Below are 19,876 nucleotides of genomic sequence, written 5' to 3'. Positions count from 1 at the left end.
TTAATCATGTTAACGGGTGAATGCGGCGTGTAATGTCTCCACGCTACGTGCCGCACGCAGCGTGCGTCCGGGATTACTCTGGCTCTCCAGCAGTGCATGAACTTTGCCGACAATATGCGCGCCGATAGGGATCGCTGACGTCGCCGCCGGAGAAGGGGCGTTGCAGGTATGAATGGAGCGTGGCGTAGTGACAAACAAGAAATCGTCGATCAGCTTGCCGTCCGGAGACACAGCCTGCGCCCGCACGCCTGCAGGCCACGGTTGCAGATCTTTCTGCGTCAGACTCGGACAATACTTTTGCACCAGCCGCAGGTAGCCGCTTTTGCACAGTGAATTCTTCATTTCGCCAAGCCCGGAGCGCAGGTTGTTTTGCAGTACGCGGCGGATGCCGGAAGAGCCGAAGATCTCCAGCGTATCGCTGAGTGAGAAATCGCGTTTGCGGTAGCCTTCGCGTTTAAATGCCAGTACCGCGTTGGGTCCCACCGTGACGCTGCCATCAATCATGCGGGTGAGATGTACACCGAGAAACGGCATCGCCGGGTCGGGGATCGGGTAGATCAGATGATTGACTATCTGATTATGTTCTGACGCCAGACGGAAGTATTCGCCACGGAACGGACAGATGATAAAGCCGGGTTCAACGCCGAGCATTTTCACCAGTCGGTCCGCCATCAGGCCAGAACAGCTAATCAGCGTTGACCCTTCATACTCCTGACCCTGACGCGTATGGACGATCACGCCCGCGGCATGCTCTTTCAGCGCGCTGACCTCGGCGTTATAAACAATCTCACCGCCCTTGGCCTGGAAAATCTTTGCCATCGCGGCGGTTACTTCGCGGTAGCTGACGATCCCGCTCGACGGGACGAAAATGCCGCCCAGCCCGGTGATATTGGGTTCACGCTCGCGTAGCTCCTGCGCATTCAGCCATTCGCGTTCCAGGCCGTTAGCGGCGGTGCGATCCCATAGCGCGCGCATGCGTTCCATTTCCAGAGCGGAAGTGGCAACCAGCATTTTCCCGCAGACGTCGTAGCGGATGCCGTTTTGATCACAAAAGGCTTTGGTGGCGCGATTTCCGGCCAGGCAAAACTGCGCCTTCAGGCTGCCAGGCGTGTAATAAACCCCGGCATGAATCACGCCGCTGTTATGGCCCGTCTGGTGACAGGCCGGGCCGGACTCTTTTTCCAGCAGCGCGATTCTGGCGTCCGGATAGACATCAATCAGTTGCATGGCGGTCGACATGCCGATAATACCGCCGCCAATAATCACAAAATCATACATCCGCTTTTTTCCTTCGCGCTTACTGATGGGTCTGGTAGTGGTTGGTCGCGTAAGCGAAATAACCACGCTGGCGCATCAGTTCGCGGCGCAGGTCAGGGTGCGAGGTGAAGCGGTCGCGACCGTGCAGCCAGAACAGGTTGTTAATCAGCAGGAATTTACCCACGGGAACCGGAACGGAAATAATGTTCTTGCTGGTTTCCAGCGCATCGGACAAGTCGCTCAGCCAGACGCCTTCTTCATAGTCTTTTGGCTGGACGAACTGGTCGATGTAGCGCATTACCGGGCGGCCCAACTGGTCAACGTCAAACACCGGATGGAACACATCCTTGCTGACGTTTTTGCTTGGCGGGGCGGCAAAGCGCATCGCACGACGCGCCAACGGATGGGTAAAGTACTGATCCAGATGCTCCCAGTCGTCGAGATGCAGCAGCAGCGAGTTACCGCCGGTCATGTTCTGCTCGTCGATCTTCATCATCAGCACGTAATCGGTGATTTCTTCGAGGTAGGTTCCGTCGTTATGCAGCTCCATAACACGGTGCGGCTGGCGCAGATAGCTGTCTGAGTTATCGACGTTTTTCACCACAAAACGGGCATAGTATTGACCGCTCATCGCATCAAAATTGGAGCGTCCGATCAGATGCGCGACCGCCGTTGCCAGCTTGACCATCTCTTCAGCCTGCGCCACGTCATCCACGCCGACGGCGTTGATCAGCAGCGCCCCTTCGGCACGATCGAGCAGCGTTTTCAGCAGCAGGGGCTGTAACTGGTTGCCGCACAAATCATCGAGGATCTTGCCCACTTTGAAACGCAAGAAAGATTTGTATTCCAGGGCCTGCACCGGCCACTGCGCGACGGCCTGTAGAAATTGCTCAGTGGTCTCGGCAGAAAAAGTCAGCTCCAGCAGACGTGGAGACTGGACTGATGGTTTCAGTGTGAAACCGCTGTAGTGCTGGGCTGGATCTTCAGCGTTCGGTTTTACGGCAGTCAGTGCGTTCATCAAATCGATCCTCTCAGTAGATTGTCAGGGAGATATGGCGCCGCTCGTTTCGTAGCCATAAATTAAAAATATCTACATTTTTGAAAAACGCGCACAGAATGAACTTGTTTGTTTCTTATTTGTGATCAAAAGCAACAATTATTTAACATTATAAAAGGTGAGGATATCTGCGAGCAGAGGGAAGGTGGGCAAGAAAATGTATTTTAAAACATAGGGTTAATTATTCTGTCGCTGGCGATAAACCAGCGACAGCGGCAAGTCAGTAACCGACTTGATAAATGCGACCCGTTTGGATGCCTTCCACACTGCGGCGATAGGCGTTGGCAACGGTGGCGGCCGGGACGCTTTCGAAGCCCGGGAAGAAATCGTCATAGGCTGCGGCGGATTCACTGAGCACGGTTGGGCTAATCAGGTTGATGCGCAGCCCACGACCCAATTCACAGGCTGCTGCGCGAACAAACCCTTCCAGACCGGCATTGATTGTTGCCGCATTTGTGCCTTGCGCGATGGGTTCATGAGCGATAATACCGCTAATGAGCGTAATCGAGCCGCCATCATTGAGGTAATGCTGCCCGGTTAAGGCCAGTCGTATTTGCCCTAATAGCTTATCCTGTAAACCCTGATTAAAATCCCGATCGGTCATGGTGGATAACGGCCCAAAGAACAAATTGCCGGTGGCGGAAACGATCGCGTCTACCCGACCGACTTTTTCAAACAATGCCTCGACACTCTTCTGGGAGGTGATATCGACCTGGTAATCACCCTGGCTGCGACCCACACGGATCACTTCATGTTTACGGCTTAATGTTTCTGTAACCGTACGACCCACCGTACCGCTGGCACCAACAATAACAATTTTCATAACCACCTCCGCAATAGTGTGAGCCGCTATTCTTTAATGAAAATGAAATCGGATAAACTGGCTAAAAGTTAGATGATTACTAACCAGAGGTTTGCAATATGGATAAGCTGCGCGGCATGGAAACGTTTATCGCGGTGGTGGAGAGCGGGAGCTTTACCACCGCGGCAACGCGACTGGGGATGTCTGCGGTGATGGTGGGGAAATATATCACCCACCTTGAAGCGCAACTCGGTACGCGCCTGCTGGAGCGCAACACTCGCCGCCAGAGCCTGACCGATGCCGGACGAGTCTATTTTGAAGAGGCCCGGCGTGTGCTGGAACAGGTGACGATAGCCGAACGTTCAGTGGAGCGTCTGCGGCTGGCGCCTGCGGGGACGCTGCGCATCAGCGCGCCAACCTCCTTTGGTGCCTGTGTGATCTCGCCGTTGGCCGCCTCGTTTTTACAGGCCTGGCCGGAAGTGCGAATTGAGCTGGATCTGACCAATCGAATGGTCGATCTGGTGAATGAAGGGGTTGACCTGGCGATCCGCATTGGCGATATCCATCAGACTGATGTGGTGGCGAAATATCTGTGTCCGTACCGTATGGCGATTTGCGCTTCGCCGGATTATCTCGCTCGTCATGGCACCCCCTTCACGCCCGCGGATCTGGTGGATCATTTGTGCCTGTCCCACACCGTCTGGACGGCCCGCAACGAATGGATGCTACCGGGCGCAGGGGGCGAAGTCAGATGGAAACGCGATGCGATCCTGCGCTGTAACGATGGTCATGGCCTGCGTATGGCGGCAGTGGCGGGGGCGGGGCTGCTGTTACAACCGGAGGTGCTGCTGGCGGAAGAGTTAGCTACTGGCAGACTGGTGCGGGTGCTGGAGGCGTTTACGCCGCAGCCGCGACCCATTCATTTGCTGTGGCGGCAAGATTTGCGTGCGTTGCCGAAACTGACGCGGTTTGTCGAGCACGTTCTTAGTGCAGTTCAGGAATTAAGATGAAAATGCCGGATGGCGATGCCCATCCGGCATATTACTAGCCGATATCCACCTGCGGTTTGCTGTTACGCTTACGGATCAGGCGCAGTACCGGCGGGATCACGATAACCAGTACCGCCATCACCAGCAGCACTTTTGCTACGCCGCTGGCCCACAGAATATCCATGCTGCCGTTACTGATAGACAGCGCCCGACGCAGGTTTTGCTCCAGCATTTCGCCCAGCACGAAGCCTAAAATCAATGGCGACATCGGGAAGTGCATCTTACGCAGAATGTAGCCCAGTACGCCAAGGGCGACCATCAACACCAGATCAAAGGTAGTGCTGTGAACGGCGTACACGCCTACCGCTGAGACTGCTGCGATAGCGGGCACCAAAAACCACAGTGGGATGGTCAGCATACGGGTAAACAGACCGATCAGCGGGATGTTCATCACCAGCAGCATCACGTTGGCAATCAGCAGCGCCGCAATCAGTCCCCAAACGATATCTGGTTGTTCGGTGAACATCGCCGGGCCAGGAGTGATGTTGTACAGGGTCAGCGCGCCCATCATCACTGCCGTGGTGCCGGAGCCTGGAACGCCGAGCGTCAGCATCGGAATAAAAGAGCCACAGGCCGAGGCATTGTTCGCGGCCTCAGGTGCCGCCACACCGCGAATATCCCCCTTGCCGAAGCTGTCGCTGTTGCCGCTGAGCTTTTTCTCGGTCATGTAAGTGATAGCGCTGGCAATGGTTGCCCCTGCGCCAGGCAGGACGCCGACGAAAAAGCCGATCACCGATGAACGCAGGGTGGCGCCCACGCACTGCGCGCCTTCTTTGGCATTGAACAACATGCGGCCCGTTTTACGCACCAGCGTCTGGCCACTGCTGGTATGTTCCAGCATTAACAGTATTTCTGAGACAGAGAACAACCCAATCACTACCACGATAAACTGCACGCCGTCGGAGAGATGAACACTGTCAAAGGTAAAGCGATAAACCCCGGTGTTGGCGTCCACGCCGACGGTCGCAAGGCCGAGACCGATAAGCGCTGCCAGAAATGATTTCAGTGGATTTTGCGCCATCATGCTGCCGAGACAGGCAATGGCGAAAACCATTAAGGCAAAGTATTCCGCCGGACCGAAGGCCAGCGACCATTGGGCTAACGCTGGGGCAAACAGAATGATGCCGCCGATAGCGATAAGCGAACCAAAGAATGAGCTGACCGCCGAGATAGAGAGCGCGACGCCGCCGCGCCCTTGCTGCGCCATCGGGTAGCCATCCAGCGCAGTCATAATCGCTGCCGCATCGCCGGGCACGTTCAGCAGGATGGAGGAGATACGCCCGCCGTATTCACAACCAATGTAGACCGTCGCCAGCAGGATCAGCGCAGATTCAGCCGGCAGGTGCAAAGCGAAAGCCAGCGGCAGCAGGATCGCCACGCCGTTGATAGGCCCGAGGCCGGGCAGCAGCCCGACGATGGTGCCGACAAAGCAGCCAATCAAGGCGATAACCAGGTTTTCCGGCGTCATCGCCACCGCGAAACCCTGAGAAAGATAAATCCAGGTATCCATCGTTTCTCCGTTAACCCAGCCAGGCGCCGAGTGGTAAGGTGACGTCAAGCAGCCGGTCGAAGGCATACCACAACAGAATACCGAGGACCGCGCCGGAAATACCCGCAGCCGGAATGGTTGCGCCGAACAGCATGCCAATCACCACGGTAAGAATGGCGGTGGCGATGGGAAAACCGAGCCATTCAAAACCCCAGGCGTACATCAACAGAACAATCACCATCGTCAGCAGCTTTTGCAGCACATGACGGCGAGGCCAACTGATGGTGTCCGGGTGGCGCAACAGCAGCGCCACGGCGCATAACAGCATCAGGCTGATAATGCCCAGCGGAAAGGGACGCGGGCCAACCGGCTCATAGCTGTATTCGCTGCTGATTTGCCAGGCCACGAACAGCCCGGCTATACAGAGCAACAGCCAGATACCTGCAAAAATACGATCGCTCATCATCTTTGCCTCTGCGTTTATTTCGCCAGACCGAAGGCTTTCGCCTGCTCACGATAATCCGTGACCTGCTTCTTCACGTACTCGTCGAGCTGCTTACCGCTCATGTTGAACTCGAACAGGCCGCGGAGATCGCGCTGCTTTTTAAATTCCTCGGTTTGCTGGAGTTTGTTAAAGGCATCGACCCACCACTGGTATTCGGCATCACTGACTTTTGGTCCAACGTAGAAGCCACGAATGATCGGCCACACCAGGTCGTAACCCTGCTCTTTGGCGGTTGGCACATTGGCTAACTGACCCGGCAAGCGTTCTTCCGAGAACACCGCGAGCACGCGGATTTTGTCGCCGCTGAGATAAGGCACCATCTCGCTGAGATCGCCGGAAACTACCTGCACGTGATTGCCCATCAACGCGGTAACCGGTTCGCCGCCGCCTTCAAAGGCTACATAGCGCATCTTGTGCGGATCGACGTTGGCTTTTTGCGCCAGCAGCGCCGACTTCATCCAGTCCTGACTACCGATTGAGGCACCCGCGCCAATAACTACGCTGTTAGGATCTTTTTCCATTGCCGTCAGCAGATCTTTCAGCGTCTTCCATGGTGAGTCCTGGCGTACGGCGATCATGCCGTAATCCGTGCCCACGCTTGCCAACCAGCGCACGTCATCCACGCCATAGCGACCAAATTTACCTTGTGACAGGTTCAACAGGGAGCCGCCGGAGAAAGCCACCACGGTACCTGCTTCAGCCGGGCGTTGAGCGACGATTGCGTTATAGGCCACAGCGCCAACGCCGCCGGGCATGTAGGTTACGCGCATCGGTTTTTCGATAGCGCCGGTTTCCATCATGCTCACCTGAATCAGCTTGCAGGTGAGATCGAAGCCACCGCCGGGTTTCGCCGGGGCGATACATTCGGTGCGCGATGGCGCTTGTTCTGCCAGAACAGAGGTACTCATCAGTAAAAAGCTTGCAGTAAGGGTACGAAGTGATTGTTTTTTCATTGTTTATCCTCACACCGGAAAACCGGATTTTCAGGTACGAAAGAAGATTTTTGTGATTATGTGAGCCGATGTGTAGCAGTTCGGTTGCGTGATTGTTAAAACATTAACCTTTCAATTTCCTTTCAATGCGGCAGAAACTTTACAGGATGTGATATGCGTCTCTTATTAGCGGAAGATAACCGTGAGTTAGCTCACTGGCTGGAGAAAGCGCTGGTGCAAAACGGTTTTGCCGTTGACTGCGTTTTTGATGGTCAGGCGGCCGATCATCTTTTACATAGTGAAACGTACGCGCTGGCGGTGCTGGACATCAATATGCCGGGGCTGGACGGTCTTGAAGTCGTCCAGCGGCTGCGCAAGCGCGGCCAGACGCTCCCCGTTCTGCTGTTGACGGCGCGCGGCGCGGTGGCCGACAGGGTGAAAGGGTTAAACGTCGGGGCCGATGATTATCTGGCAAAGCCGTTTGAAATTGAGGAACTGGATGCCCGGCTGCGGGCTTTGCTTCGTCGCAGCGCGGGGCAGGTACAAGGCATACAGCAACTGGGCGAACTGGCGTTTCATGATGAAGGCTACTTTCTGTTGCAGGGGCAACCGTTGGCGCTTACGCCGCGTGAGCAGGCCCTGCTTACGGTGCTTATGTACCGTCGGTTGCGCCCGGTTTCGCGCCAGCAGTTGTTTGAGCAGGTCTTTAGTTTGAGCGATGAGGTCAGCCCAGAAAGTATCGAACTGTACATCCATCGTCTGCGTAAAAAACTTCAGGGAAGCGATGTACGTATCGCCACGCTACGTGGTCTGGGCTATGTACTGGAGCGTAGCGATGAGGTGGGTTAAGCCTCAGTCATTGTATCTGCAACTGCTGATGTTTCTCGGATTACCGCTGCTGTTGCTGTGGGGGCTGTCGGCGTTTAACAGCTATGTCAGCGCGTTACAGGCGGCGACGCAGGCGTATGATCGGACGCTGCTCTCGTCCGCCAGAACCGTCTCTGAGCGGTTAGTGGTGCGTAATAAACGGCTGGAAGTGAATGTGCCGTGGGTGGTGTTGGACAGCTTTGAACTGAATATGAACGACAGGCTGTATTACAAAGTGGTCGACCCGGCGGGGAAGGTGATATCAGGTTATGACGATTTACCTGCGATGCCGCCTGCCACCTCGCGCACACGACTTTATCCGGCGCTGGCGTGGTTTTATCACACTGAATATCGCGGCGAAGCAATCCGCGTGGCGCGTTTGCTACAGCCCGTCAACGAGGGCGGTATTATCGGCATGGCAGAGATTTATGTCGCTGAAACGCTGCAATCACGGCGTTATCTGGCGCGACAGTTGCTGTTCTCCTCGTGGGTTTCGCAAGGACTGCTGGTAATGCTCACGCTGGTGCTGGTTGGCTGGCTGCTGCGCCGGGTGCTACGTCCGATGCGCCAGTTGTCATCGCTTATGGTACGTCGCGAGCCTGGGCTGCTGACGCCGTTGCCGGAGCTGTTGCCGTGGTCGGAAACCCGTCTGCTGATTGTGGCGTTTAACCGCTATCTGGACCGACTTCGCGGCCTTATCTCTCGTCAGGAACGCTTCAGCGCGGACGCATCCCATCAGCTCAAAACGCCGCTGGCGGTACTGAAAACTCAGGCGGCGGTAGCCCTCGCCAGCCCGCAGCCTCAGCAGTGGTACGAGAGTTTACAGGCCATGAGCGTGACTCTGGATAACACGATTCAACTGACGGAAAGGCTGCTTCAGCTGTCGGCTGTGAAGCGCAAAGAGCAGGGAGAAAAGCACTTCTCACCGGTTAATTTGTATGAGGTGGTGCAAAGCAGCTGTTTTACCCGGCTGGCGCAGGCACGCAGTAAAGCTATCGATCTGGGTTATGAGGGGGAACAGGGCGCGGTGTGGATTGAGGGCGATGAAGTCCTGCTCGGCGAACTGTGTGGGAATCTACTTGATAACGCCCTGAAATATACGCCGCCGCATGGTGTGGTGACAGCCCGACTGCAGCGTGAAGGCGAAGCCGTGGTGCTGATGATCGAGGATAGCGGGCCAGGTATAGATGATCAGATGGTTCATCAGGCGATGCTACCGTTTCATCGACTCGATAACGTTGGCAATGTCCCAGGCGCAGGAATTGGTCTGGCGCTGGTTAACGACATTGCGCGTTTACACCGTACACATCCGCAGCTGACACGTAGCGAAATCTTAGGTGGGTTAAGCGTGCGGGTGCGCTTTTTAAGCGTTGCTGGCTGAGATATTTTTATTGTGGTGTTTAGCCGCAATGGAAGGGTGATTCAAAATAAATCAAATAACACCATTGTGAAATTTGTCATACCTAAAATGTTTTCGCGTAGACCATAAATTGTTAACTGTCAATGATGGTTTTGTTGTGAAAAATCGTCTTTTTTGATTTTATGGTAAATGGTTTGGTTGTATTAATTTCATTTAAAATCATAGTTATAAAATCACTCGGCGGCGAATTTTCACACATGCAAACATTATTTTTTACATTTACTGACAATGGAGCATTGCGTTTTTTAGACTTGTGATATAATTAGCATCATGAAATGAGAAAAAAATAATTAAATATCAATAGATAATGGGCTGAGATATGCTTAAAAAATCGCTAAAGATTAGCAGTCAAGGATATCCAGTCTTTTTAAAACTGGTTGATTTTATCGTTATTAATGTGACGTTAATTTTTAGTGCTCATCTGCTGGGGTTGATGCCATTTAACACCATTGCTATTCTGAGTATTCTGTTCTCCGTCTTTTTTTTATTGTTTGCTGAATATATCAAAATTTATCAGCAAAAGATTAAAACGATTGGTTTGCGTAATCAAAAGCGGTTACTTTTTTGTACGCTGTTGGCTATATTTTTTAACGAGCTGGTGAGTATGACGGTGGCAGAGCCGGAGTCCCTCGGTTACTTAGACAGGCTACCTTCGCCTTTTTATTCTGCCATTATTTACTGGTACTTTATTCCATTACCTTTTCTTTATTACATTCGCTTTTTTATTTTTAAATATTCAACGAAAAAGAGTATGCGCGTGGCGATTATTGGTTTGACCGACAATGGTCTGGCCGCGGAAAGCGCGTTACTGAATGAGTACGCCGATATCAAATTGGATTTGGCTTTTTATGATGAGCGTGCGTTATCGCGCTGTGGCGACATCGTGGATAAGGTCAAAAGCCCATTTCGTGGCCCGGTGATTAATCTGGTTGAGGAAGCCCGACTGGGAAATATAGACGAAATCTATATCGCTTTACCGATGGTGGCGCTGCATCGCATCCGCCATTTTTTGACCATGATGTCAGACACCACCGTAGATACCTATATTGTTCCTGACTTTTATACCTACAGCAACAATATGTCCAAGTTACGTTCTATCCATAACCTGCAAACCATCGGCATCTTTAGCTCGCCGTTTGAAGGGGCGGGTTCGTTTATTAAGCGGGCAGAGGATTTGGTGCTTGGCAGTATCATTATGCTGATGATTTCGTCGCTGATGTTGGTTATTGCTATTGGTATCAAACTCACTTCTCGTGGGCCGGTGTTTTTCAAACAAGACAGGTATGGCCTGAGTGGGCAAAAAATTAAGGTCTGGAAATTTCGCACTATGCGCGTTATGGAGAATTCCGATACGGTAATTCAGGCCACGAAAAACGATCCGCGGGTGACGAAATTCGGTAGCTTCTTACGCCGTACGTCGCTGGATGAACTTCCGCAATTTATTAACGTATTGCAGGGAAGTATGTCGATTGTGGGTCCCAGACCCCATGCGGTTACGCATAATGAGCAGCACCGCAAACAGGTCGAAAATTACATGATCCGCCATAAGGTAAAGCCTGGCATCACCGGACTTGCGCAGATTAATGGTTTTCGTGGGGAAATCGATGCGCTTTATAAGATGGAAAAACGGGTTCAGTACGATATTGAGTACATTCAAAACTGGTCACTATGGCTGGATATAAAAATTATCATTAAAACTATTTTCAAAGGATTTGTCGGTAAGAATGCATACTAAATTAATCGTTATTACCGGAATCGTGATATCGCAGCCCGCATGGGCTGATTTAACACCGAAATCACACATCGGCTTGGCGGGGATCGACTTCCAGGGCAAGGTCGCTGTGGATTATGGTTATAATGATAACGTGACTTATCAGCCACATAACAGCGATGCTGTCGGTTCCTCGTTTCAGAGCGCAGCGCCAGTGCTGAGTATGATCGGCGAGCGCGGTCAGGATAAGTATTTACTGATGTACTCTGGGGATTACCGTAACTACTCAAGCGATTCTGCTGATAACTACACCGATCATTTTTTCCGTTTTAATGGGGCCTGGCGTTATGGACTCATGCATGGCTTAACCCTCAATCTGGAGGATTCACTTGGACATGAATCCCGTGGCCGCGGAATTACCGAGGGTTTTTTACCCAGCCAGTTTCAGCAATATGGGATTACCTCACCGCTGACGACAAATTTCATCAACAGTGAACTGCGCTACAGCTATGGCGCGCCTGATGGGCGTGGCAAAGCGGAACTGGCGTTGTTATACAAAAAACTGACTTTCGGTAATACTTCTGATGTACAGGATACCAGTGAGGATTTTTACCATTACATTCAGGAACAGGAATGGCATGAAAATAGCCTGGTCGCGGAAATTTTTGACCAATACACATCCAGAACACGCTTTCGCTATAGCTTTATTACTAACCAGCGTCGCTATGACAACAACTCAGAAAAAGATACTAATGAATACTATTTGCTGTACGGCATGAAATCGCAGTTGACTGGAAAAACCAACGTCGACATGAATATTTCATGGTTGTACAAAACATTTGAAAACAGCGCAAACTCGCATGATTTTAATGGTCTGAACTGGGACATAAAAGCAGAGTGGAAGCCGCTACAACAGTCGGTTTTCACGGCCCACTCGGCGCAAAGCATTAAAGACCCGTCGGAAGTTGGGGGATATATTTTAGTGACCCAGTATGGCATTTCTTACCAGCATTTCTGGTTAGGTAATCGTTTTTCGACTTTGCTGGATTATTCATACACTGCGGAAGACTATAAAAAACAGAACAAGGACCGGCATGATAAAGATGGGGTCTTTAGCGTCACAATGAGCTACGACTATACACCATCGGTTAATTTTGAAATTAAATATCAATTAGATACATTGAATTCGAACAAGGATACTGACTCGTTTTATATCGGTCCCAACGACAACCAGGAAGTTATTAGAACGTTGGGTTATGATAATTCTATGATTATGCTTAAAGCTAAGGTTCAGATCTAAAATGAAAATAATAGAACTGTGCGCGTTTTTGCTATTCAGTATCCTGGTGGTCGGGTGCTCAACGTCCGGCCCAAGATTAATGGACGATCCTGCTGCTGTTCAGCAGGATTACCGGCTTGGGGCGGGGGATACTGTCAATATCGCTGTTCACGGTCAACCCGATATGACGATGCGGTTTATTTTGGATAAGAGCGGGGAGATTAATTTTCCGTTTGTGGGCGCTCTTAAATTAAAAGATAAAACTGTCGATCAAGTGACCAACGAATTAACTCAACGGTTGACGGGAGATTACTTTACCACGCCGATGGTGACGGTGAGCATTGCCGAGTTCCGTAAATACTATGTTTCAGGTGAGGTGAAAAGTCCAAACGGATTTGCCTGGGAGCCAGGGCTTACCGTCGAGAAATCTATTGCGCAGGCGGGGGGATTTACAGATCGTGCTGACCGACAAGATATCAACATTCGCCTGTCTGGCAGCAATCAGCTGCTTGAGAATGTCGATTTAACGCACTCTGTTCATCCTGGGGATGTCGTGATTATTGGCATGGGGTTCTTCTGACGATGAAACTATCTATAGTGGAAAACGGCAAAAAACGAGAAAACACTGTCGAATTCTCCCGCTTTGCCAAAGAGCTGAAAAAGAACGCCTGGAAAATCGTGCTGGCCGGTATCGTTGCCGGGGTAGTGGCATATCCAATAATCAGCATGATGTCCTCAAAGTATGTCTCAACGGCGACGGTACTGATTAAAGCCCAGGCCGATAACGTTTCTCCGTTCCCACAGGTTGATGGTTTCGATTCAACGCGCAGTGGTTACTACGAAACGCAATATGCGTTGATGCATTCACGTATTGTGCTTGAGCAAGCCGTTCGCGATATGAAGCTGGATGAAAACCCGGAATTTATTGGGGAAAAAACCGGTGGACAGGGGGCGGAAAGCAGTGAAAACCGACAGTTGAGGATGGAGCAAGCGCTGAAAACGTTGTCGAAAAACCTGAATGTTATCGGTATTCGTACAACGAACCTGGCATCTATCACCTATGAATCCCCCTCACCGCTGGTGGCTGCTGACGTTGCGAATGGCGTCGCGCAGGCTTTCATCAACTATACGGTGGAGCAAAAGCGCCTGAAAGTAGAGAAAGCCCGCGAACTGAATTTTGAAAAAATGGAAGAGATTCAGAAGTCGATAGCGAAACAAAAAGAGGAGATGGACAGCTATCTGAAAAACGCCGGGCTGCTGACCTTTCGCGGTATCGATGGTTTTGAAACCGAGCAGTTAAGTATCGTCACCAATCGCCTGGCTGATGCGACCCAGCGTCGCGTTGCCGCTGAATCTGTCTATAACGAGGTGAACAGCGGAGGGCGGTCGGCGGAGAGCGTTATCTCTCAACCTTCGATCTCTAACCACGCCCAGATTCAGGATTTACGTATCGCGTTAATTCAGGCGCAGCGCACGTTGTCTGAACTGCGCAAAGTATACGGGCCGAAAAATCCCGCAATTTTAAAAGCAGAAGCTGATGTCAAGTCGATCCAAAGTCAAACCGGACGGGTACTGGGTGAGCTGAAAGAGGGGTTACGTCAGCAATATCTGGCGGCACTGGCGGATGAAAAGAACTATCAACAGCAGCTGGCGCAGCAGAAAGAGATCTTCCAGAAAATGGCCTCAAAACGCGATGCCTGGAACAGCCAAAAGCTGTCGTTAGATAAAATGGAAGATCTGTATAAATCGCTGTATCAACGTACTCAGGAACTGTCGCTGTCCGGCGTGAATGCTGACGCGGTGTTATATGATCCTGCCGTACCCGCGCTAAAACCCGCGAAACCGAATAAATCCCTCTTGTTGGTGATGGTGGTTCTGCTGGTGGTGGTGTTCAGTATCATGTATTTCATTGTCAAAGCGGCGATGGACAACTCAATCCGTACGTTGAGTCGTATGAAAAAACGCCTGAACGTTACTCCGCTGGGCGAAATCCGTCGTTTTAGCGGAACCTCAGGGCGCGCACAGGTTCGCGACATGATCCTCAAGAATCCACTGAATGCCGATATTGTGCACGGTATCCGTACCCGGATTATATTGGATAATCGACCATTGCAGACGCTCGCCGTGGCGTCGACGGAGCACCGTGAAGGGCGCTCATTGCTGGCGAGTCTGTTAGCAAACTCCTTTAGTTTCGACCAGAAAACGCTGCTTATCGATGCGGATTTCTTTAATACTGACGGACTCTCATCCGAGCTGGCATCGGCAACGTCCGCAGGCGTAGCGGAACTGCTGCGTGGGGAGACCCAGCTTGAACAGGCGCGGATCAAGCTCAGTGATAATCTCGATTTTATCCCGCACGGGAAGACCACCCTCTCTTCTCTGCTGATGTTGTCGTCCGGGCACCTTGAGCCTTTAATGCACGAACTGAAATCCCACTATCAACGCATCATTATTGATGTGGCTGCCGTGAATCAGAGTCAGGATGTGCAATTGATTAAACGTGCCGTTGATGGCGTTATTTTCATCGTGAAAGCCGGCTCGGGTTCGGCGGGGCATATAGCCAACGCGCTGGACAAGATCGAGGAAAATAACGGCGTTGTGATTGGCGCCGTGTTGAATGCGGTTGAAGAAAAAGACCTTGAAACGCAAGAGGGTCTGCGCTCACTGAACTTCAGTACCGATCAACTGATGACGACGCCAGGCCGCGTATGAGTCTACTGAAGAGCGCCTCCACGATAGCCGGTTCATCAGTCATCTCACAGTTGATTGGTGCGCTATCTATCTGGTTGATCTCACATAAGTACGATATGGCTGAAGTGGGGCTTTATGCGCTCAACTACAGTATTGCCGTGGTGGGCGCTCAGGTCTGTACCTTTGCATCACAGCTTTTAATTCCTAAACAGCAGGATGATGAACTGGTACAGAATGTCGTGTTTTGTCTGATACAAAGCACGATTATTGCCTTACCCTACGCAGTATTGACCGCGTGGTTGTTCCACCAGAGCATACTGTTCCTCTATTTACTGACGCTTGCTACGGCGTGGGTTCTCATCTCGGAAAACCTGTCGCTGCGCACAGCTAACTTTCGTTTTCTGATCTTCCAGCGCATTTCTGTTTCTGTGGTGGTATTACTTTCGATACTGGTTACGCATCATGTGCAGCTGTTTTATTGGTCGTGGGCCTGTGCGACGATGGTACTGACGGTAAGCTGTATATTGCATTCGTTTGATATTCGTTCGGTGGCGGTCCAGCATTTACGACCCGCCAGCAACTGGCATTTTTTTAAACAGAATATTCATCACATTACTAAAGTCGGTAGCGCAGAGGTGTTGGCGATGGCCAGCAGCAATTTGCCGATTATGCTGATTAACTTCTGGTTTTCGGCGCTGACAGCCGGTTATTTTTCCGTGGTCAGCCGCTTCTGCCTGGCGCCGGTGGTGATCATCGGGAACGCGGTACGTAATACTATTTTTTCCAAGTGGTCTATCGATTTTAGAAATAACACCTTTAATTATCAGGAGTATACCCGGGTACGGATGCTGCTGCTGGTGTTGGGAGTTATCTGTACTCTTGGCGTGTTTATTTTCTATCCGATTGTGATGCGCCTCGGTTTTAGCGAAGACTGGATTAACTCCATTGAAACGTCTCGCTACATGCTACCCTACCTGTTCCCGGCGCTGGCGATAAGCCCCCTGACGGTCATAGAGCTAATTTTTGGCTCCCATCGCTATTTTCTGCGCATCCAGTTGGAGCAACTGGCGATTGTGCTATTCGCTTTTGTCGTGACGCCCTATTTTTATAAAGACTATGCAACGTCGGTGATTTTGTTTTCTTCACTGACATTTATTCGCTACGCCTTTATTTATTTGAAAATGAACAAGCGGGCTAATCTGCTGAAAGACAGGCCGGTGATACTATGACGCTGAATACCGGATATTATTTACAAGGTTATACCTTCGTTACGCTGATCCTGTGTGGCCTGGTGCAATACTTTACCGGCATACAGTCGGTGCTATGGATCCCCTTTTTTCTGACCCTGTTGATGGTGGGATTATTGGTGATGCAGACGCGGGATGGCTCGCTGCGTCTGGATGCGCAGGAGACGATAGTGCTGGCGCTGTATTTCTCGTTCCTGATACTGGCCGGGGCCTCAACTCTGATTCAGGGCGGGATCACCGTCGCGATTGTGGCCTTTAAAAATGAAATTGCGCTGTCGCTGGTGATGATCTGCTTGCTGCTGGGATTTTGCCGGGAGTCGCAGATTTATCGCGTGACTCGCTATTTATACTGGGTGTTTTACGCGCAGATCCCGGTCATGATTTATCAGGTTTTACTGGTTGTTCCCCAGCGTGTCGCGGTGCGTGGTGAAGATGAAAAATGGGATTCCGTGGTGGGTACCTTTGGCGGCGACCCGATGGGGGGAGGTAACACTGCCGCGATGGGCCTGTTTTGCCTGCTGATTATGCTGTTAAAGGTCTCTGAGTATAAGCACGGACTGACCACGTTTAAATCCATGGCGTTGCACATTGTGCTCGGGATCGGGCTGTGCATTATTGGTGAAGTAAAGTTCGTTATCCTGCTATCGCCTCTATTCCTGGCGTGGGTGTGGATTTCACCGAGCTACGTTAAAGATGTTAGTAAGGTTAATCTGAAGACGTTGTTGGTTATTGTGGCGGGGATGTTGCTGCTGATTAGCCTGTCGATAGTTATCCTTGCATATTATTATTCTACTGCGTTTGGCGGCGATCCGTCGAAAAGCGCGTTGAGTATTTTTATCGACTCTTTGAGCTATATTTTTGACCCGAACTACATTATGTCTACCGGGGAGTTAGGGCGCTTTACGACTTTCCTGTTCTGGCTAAAAAATAATGATCTGTGGGGACTGTCAGGAACGTTATTTGGCTATGGACTCAACGCCACTAACAGCGGGAGTACGGTATCGCCGGGCTTTCTGAATATTATTTATAACTTAATCCTCGACTCGACTTCTCTGAGTATGCTGCTGTGGGAAGTGGGTGTGATTGGCACGTTAATCTTCATTAGCTTATTTATTTATATCCTGAAAATATGTCAGCCCAAGCCTTTACTGATGCTTGAACAACTGGACCCGCAGGATCTTCAGTTGTTGAGCTTTGCTCCGGCATTTAATGCTTTTGCGATTGCTTGCTTAATTAGCTTACCTTACAGCCAGATACTGATGATTACACCGATGTTACAATTCCTGTTCTATTTATCACTAGGATCAAGTTTAGTGATTCGTCGAACCGTCCTTCGCTGCGTAGGGTAATTGTATGGACAATAAACCGTTTATTTCAGTGAGTATCAAAACGCTCAATGAATCTGAATGTATTGAGAAAACAATTGATAGTATCCGTAAACAGCTTGTTGATTATCCACATAAAATTATTGTGGCAGATAGTCTGTCAACGGATAACACCCAGCAGTTGGCGATCGATAAAGGGGTGACTGTGGTGTCATTAACCGATCCAGGCGATCGTTGCTGTGGTGTCGGACATCAGTTGGGTTACCTTTATAGTGAAGGGGAATATCTGTTGCTGATGGACGGCGACATGGAGCTGGAAGAAGGATTTGTGGATCAGGCTGTCGCGTTTTTGCAGGCGGAACCGGAATACGCTGGCGTAGCGGGAACCGTCGAAATGGACGATGCCGTTAACTATGAATTTAAATCGCGTAAGCAACGCATTAATAAAATCTATCCCGTAGGGGATAGCGACCATTTAGGCGGCGGGGGGCTATATCGCCGCTCCGCCATTGAGAAAATTGGTTATCTCACCAACCGTAATCTGCATGCTTATGAAGAAGCTGAACTTGGCCTGCGGTTACTTGACGCGGGTTATAAATTACGTCGTCTGAATATTCCGTATTTTATTCATACTTCGCATACCATGCCGACCTTTCAGATGCTGAAGCATCGCTGGAAAAGCGGATACTATCAGGCTCCGGGCGAATTTTTACGTTGCGCCTGGGGAAAGCCTTATTTCATTAAAGCGTTAAAAATGGTTAAAAACGAGGCGATTTTTGCTGTTTACCTGGTTGCCTTGTTCATTGCGGCGGTGACCTTTAATCTCGAAATTTTCGATATCGCATTTCTGCCATTGCTTGCCTTTGTGATACTGAAAACCGTGCAGAATCGGTCGTTATTGAATGGCCTGCAAAGCGTGATGAACTTAGCTGTGCTTTCCGCGGGGCTTGTTAAAGGGTTAACACATCCGCTACGCGATCCGTTGACTCCGCCTGACAGTAAAATCATTCATGAATAACTAAGGCAGACGCCATGAAAGTTTTATTAGTAAATAAGTTTTTTTTCATCAAAGGCGGCGCGGAAACGGTTTATTTTCAAGAGCGCGATATGCTGAAACAGGCCGGAGTGCAGGTGATTGATTTCTCGATGCAGCATGAGAAAAATTTCCCTTCGGACTATGCGGATTATTTTGTCAGCAATGTGGACTACCACCAGGAAAGTAATTTGTTGGGTGGGCTCAAAACGGCGGTTAACTTTATTCATAATTCGCAGGCCTGCAAAAAGATGCTGGCGTTATTGCAAAAAGAGCGCCCGGATATCGTTCATTTTCATAATATCTATCACCAATTAACGCCGGCGCTGATAAAAGTTGCGCGCAATTTTGGCTGCAAAACGGTACTGACTGCGCATGACTATAAGATTGTCTGCCCTACGTATTCCATGTTGCGCGACGGCAAAGTGTGTGACTCCTGTATCACCGGCACGGTTTTTAATGCTTTCAGGTATCGTTGCCAGGAAGGTTCCGCCTCAAAAAGCTTATTGCTCTCTCTGGAGGCAACCTGGCAATACATTGCGCAAAATTACCAGGCGCTGGATGTGATCGTTTCGCCGAGCGTTTTTTTACGCGGTGTGCTGCTGCGTACGCTGCCGAAGTCGCGCATTGATGTGATCGTCAATGGCGTAGATGACAGTCGTCCTCTGGATGAGGCAAGCGATGAAGGCTATATGCTGTTCTTTGGTCGCTTGAGCCGTGAAAAAGGGGTGGCAACGCTGTTGGCGGCACATGAGAAAATGCAGAACAAAGCGCCGTTGAAAATTGTGGGCCACGGCCCGCTACATGACGAGTTAGTCGCCAAATACCCGGATGTTGAATTTTTAGGTTATGTGCAGCAAGGGGAAGCCCTTGATAAGCTTATTAAGCATGCACGGGCGGTAATCCTTCCTTCTGAATGTTATGAAAACTGTTCCATGGCGATATTAGAGGCGATGTCCCTGGGCAAGCCGGTGATTGGATCGCGCATTGGCGGGATCCCGGAACAAATTCGTGACGGTAGCGAAGGGATTTTATTCGAGCCGGGCAACGTGCAAGCGTTGGCGAATGCGATGGATACGCTGGCCGACTCGCCAGAGAAAGCGCGGGTTATGGGGTTACATGGTCGGGCGCGGTTAAGTGAAAAATATGCGCTAAGCAAACATATGGACACCTTGCTGGCGCTGTATAAAGAACTGCTGAGCAGGCCATAGT

Annotated in this window: 17 protein-coding genes; 11 read left to right on the top strand and 6 right to left on the bottom strand. The window is 50.7% G+C overall.

Features of this window, described 5'->3' with window-relative positions; genetic code table 11:
- Nucleotides 1-9: 9 nt before the first annotated feature.
- The 3 genes from lhgO to FDX11_RS07130 all read right to left on the bottom strand — a co-directional run bounded on the left by lhgO (nucleotide 10) and on the right by FDX11_RS07130 (nucleotide 3,137).
- A complete protein-coding gene (lhgO, locus tag FDX11_RS07140) occupies nucleotides 10-1,278 on the bottom strand; it encodes an L-2-hydroxyglutarate oxidase (protein ID WP_137349510.1) in 1,269 nt (422 codons plus the stop codon).
- Nucleotides 1,279-1,297: 19 nt separating this feature from the next.
- The gene (gene glaH / locus FDX11_RS07135) at nucleotides 1,298-2,275 is read right to left on the bottom strand and encodes a glutarate dioxygenase GlaH (protein WP_137397686.1); all 978 of its coding nucleotides are present in this window, start codon (nucleotides 2,273-2,275) and stop codon (nucleotides 1,298-1,300) included.
- Nucleotides 2,276-2,534: 259 nt separating this feature from the next.
- A complete protein-coding gene (locus tag FDX11_RS07130) occupies nucleotides 2,535-3,137 on the bottom strand; it encodes a short chain dehydrogenase (protein ID WP_137397685.1) in 603 nt (200 codons plus the stop codon).
- A gap of 98 nt (nucleotides 3,138-3,235) precedes the next feature.
- Between FDX11_RS07130 and FDX11_RS07125 the strand changes: the two genes are divergently transcribed.
- Nucleotides 3,236-4,126, top strand: coding sequence for a LysR family transcriptional regulator (locus FDX11_RS07125; protein WP_079226110.1), 891 nt, complete (start codon nucleotides 3,236-3,238; stop codon nucleotides 4,124-4,126).
- Nucleotides 4,127-4,160: 34 nt separating this feature from the next.
- Here the strand turns inward: FDX11_RS07125 and FDX11_RS07120 are convergent, their stop codons facing one another.
- Genes FDX11_RS07120 through FDX11_RS07110 form a run of 3 tightly spaced genes read right to left on the bottom strand, consistent with a single transcriptional unit; the run spans nucleotide 4,161 to nucleotide 7,112 of the window.
- Complete coding sequence (locus FDX11_RS07120; protein ID WP_042313169.1) at nucleotides 4,161-5,675, bottom strand: tripartite tricarboxylate transporter permease; 1,515 nt, start codon at nucleotides 5,673-5,675, stop codon at nucleotides 4,161-4,163.
- 10 nt (nucleotides 5,676-5,685) lie between these two features.
- Nucleotides 5,686-6,120, bottom strand: a complete 435-nt coding sequence (locus FDX11_RS07115) for a tripartite tricarboxylate transporter TctB family protein (protein ID WP_094301039.1) — start codon at nucleotides 6,118-6,120, stop codon at nucleotides 5,686-5,688.
- Between the two features lie 14 nt (nucleotides 6,121-6,134).
- Nucleotides 6,135-7,112: a tripartite tricarboxylate transporter substrate binding protein gene (locus FDX11_RS07110; RefSeq protein ID WP_137397684.1), complete on the bottom strand. Its 978-nt coding sequence runs from the start codon at nucleotides 7,110-7,112 to the stop codon at nucleotides 6,135-6,137.
- Between the two features lie 153 nt (nucleotides 7,113-7,265).
- Between FDX11_RS07110 and tctD the strand changes: the two genes are divergently transcribed.
- From tctD to FDX11_RS07060, 10 genes are all read left to right on the top strand, one after another.
- Nucleotides 7,266-7,940, top strand: a complete 675-nt coding sequence (gene tctD, locus FDX11_RS07105; protein ID WP_061382312.1) for a transcriptional regulator TctD — start codon at nucleotides 7,266-7,268, stop codon at nucleotides 7,938-7,940.
- Complete coding sequence (locus FDX11_RS07100) at nucleotides 7,927-9,339, top strand: sensor histidine kinase (protein ID WP_042313175.1); 1,413 nt, start codon at nucleotides 7,927-7,929, stop codon at nucleotides 9,337-9,339. Before tctD ends, FDX11_RS07100 begins: the two co-directional genes overlap by 14 nt.
- Nucleotides 9,340-9,697: 358 nt before the next feature.
- Nucleotides 9,698-11,113 (top strand): undecaprenyl-phosphate glucose phosphotransferase, encoded by a 1,416-nt coding sequence (locus tag FDX11_RS07095; RefSeq protein WP_137397683.1) that lies wholly within the window; start codon nucleotides 9,698-9,700, stop codon nucleotides 11,111-11,113.
- Entirely contained in the window at nucleotides 11,103-12,389 is a 1,287-nt protein-coding gene (locus FDX11_RS07090; RefSeq protein WP_079226112.1) for an outer membrane beta-barrel protein, read from the top strand. Before FDX11_RS07095 ends, FDX11_RS07090 begins: the two co-directional genes overlap by 11 nt.
- A gap of 1 nt (nucleotide 12,390) precedes the next feature.
- On the top strand, nucleotides 12,391-12,948 hold the full coding sequence (locus FDX11_RS07085; protein ID WP_137365366.1) for a polysaccharide biosynthesis/export family protein: 558 nt from the start codon (nucleotides 12,391-12,393) through the stop codon (nucleotides 12,946-12,948).
- Between the two features lie 2 nt (nucleotides 12,949-12,950).
- On the top strand, nucleotides 12,951-15,080 hold the full coding sequence (locus FDX11_RS07080) for a tyrosine-protein kinase domain-containing protein (RefSeq protein WP_137397682.1): 2,130 nt from the start codon (nucleotides 12,951-12,953) through the stop codon (nucleotides 15,078-15,080).
- Nucleotides 15,077-16,288 (top strand): lipopolysaccharide biosynthesis protein, encoded by a 1,212-nt coding sequence (locus FDX11_RS07075; protein ID WP_042313188.1) that lies wholly within the window; start codon nucleotides 15,077-15,079, stop codon nucleotides 16,286-16,288. The genes FDX11_RS07080 and FDX11_RS07075 overlap by 4 nt, the downstream gene beginning before the upstream one ends.
- Nucleotides 16,285-17,655, top strand: coding sequence for a hypothetical protein (locus FDX11_RS07070; RefSeq protein ID WP_061382307.1), 1,371 nt, complete (start codon nucleotides 16,285-16,287; stop codon nucleotides 17,653-17,655). The genes FDX11_RS07075 and FDX11_RS07070 overlap by 4 nt, the downstream gene beginning before the upstream one ends.
- Before the next feature lie 4 nt (nucleotides 17,656-17,659).
- Entirely contained in the window at nucleotides 17,660-18,649 is a 990-nt protein-coding gene (locus FDX11_RS07065; RefSeq protein ID WP_042313193.1) for a glycosyltransferase family 2 protein, read from the top strand.
- A gap of 14 nt (nucleotides 18,650-18,663) precedes the next feature.
- Nucleotides 18,664-19,875: a glycosyltransferase family 4 protein gene (locus FDX11_RS07060; protein ID WP_042313195.1), complete on the top strand. Its 1,212-nt coding sequence runs from the start codon at nucleotides 18,664-18,666 to the stop codon at nucleotides 19,873-19,875.
- The last annotated feature ends 1 nt before the right edge of the window (nucleotide 19,876 follow it).

This window comes from Citrobacter sp. wls714, from assembly GCF_005281025.1.
Lineage (GTDB): Bacteria > Pseudomonadota > Gammaproteobacteria > Enterobacterales > Enterobacteriaceae > Citrobacter > Citrobacter werkmanii.
The sequence above is the reverse complement of the archived record's forward strand: the minus strand, read 5'-3'. Positions and strand labels throughout refer to the sequence as shown.

Coding starts and splice junctions, on each gene's coding strand:
- lhgO (WP_137349510.1), bottom strand. CDS start 1,278: ATGTATGATTTTGTGATTATTGGCGGCGGTATTATCGGCATGTCGACC.
- tctD (WP_061382312.1), top strand. CDS start 7,266: ATGCGTCTCTTATTAGCGGAAGATAACCGTGAGTTAGCTCACTGGCTG.
- FDX11_RS07130 (WP_137397685.1), bottom strand. CDS start 3,137: ATGAAAATTGTTATTGTTGGTGCCAGCGGTACGGTGGGTCGTACGGTT.
- FDX11_RS07070 (WP_061382307.1), top strand. CDS start 16,285: ATGACGCTGAATACCGGATATTATTTACAAGGTTATACCTTCGTTACG.
- FDX11_RS07085 (WP_137365366.1), top strand. CDS start 12,391: ATGAAAATAATAGAACTGTGCGCGTTTTTGCTATTCAGTATCCTGGTG.
- FDX11_RS07090 (WP_079226112.1), top strand. CDS start 11,103: ATGCATACTAAATTAATCGTTATTACCGGAATCGTGATATCGCAGCCC.
- glaH (WP_137397686.1), bottom strand. CDS start 2,275: ATGAACGCACTGACTGCCGTAAAACCGAACGCTGAAGATCCAGCCCAG.
- FDX11_RS07125 (WP_079226110.1), top strand. CDS start 3,236: ATGGATAAGCTGCGCGGCATGGAAACGTTTATCGCGGTGGTGGAGAGC.
- FDX11_RS07065 (WP_042313193.1), top strand. CDS start 17,660: ATGGACAATAAACCGTTTATTTCAGTGAGTATCAAAACGCTCAATGAA.
- FDX11_RS07095 (WP_137397683.1), top strand. CDS start 9,698: ATGCTTAAAAAATCGCTAAAGATTAGCAGTCAAGGATATCCAGTCTTT.
- FDX11_RS07115 (WP_094301039.1), bottom strand. CDS start 6,120: ATGATGAGCGATCGTATTTTTGCAGGTATCTGGCTGTTGCTCTGTATA.
- FDX11_RS07080 (WP_137397682.1), top strand. CDS start 12,951: ATGAAACTATCTATAGTGGAAAACGGCAAAAAACGAGAAAACACTGTC.
- FDX11_RS07120 (WP_042313169.1), bottom strand. CDS start 5,675: ATGGATACCTGGATTTATCTTTCTCAGGGTTTCGCGGTGGCGATGACG.
- FDX11_RS07060 (WP_042313195.1), top strand. CDS start 18,664: ATGAAAGTTTTATTAGTAAATAAGTTTTTTTTCATCAAAGGCGGCGCG.
- FDX11_RS07075 (WP_042313188.1), top strand. CDS start 15,077: ATGAGTCTACTGAAGAGCGCCTCCACGATAGCCGGTTCATCAGTCATC.
- FDX11_RS07110 (WP_137397684.1), bottom strand. CDS start 7,112: ATGAAAAAACAATCACTTCGTACCCTTACTGCAAGCTTTTTACTGATG.
- FDX11_RS07100 (WP_042313175.1), top strand. CDS start 7,927: ATGAGGTGGGTTAAGCCTCAGTCATTGTATCTGCAACTGCTGATGTTT.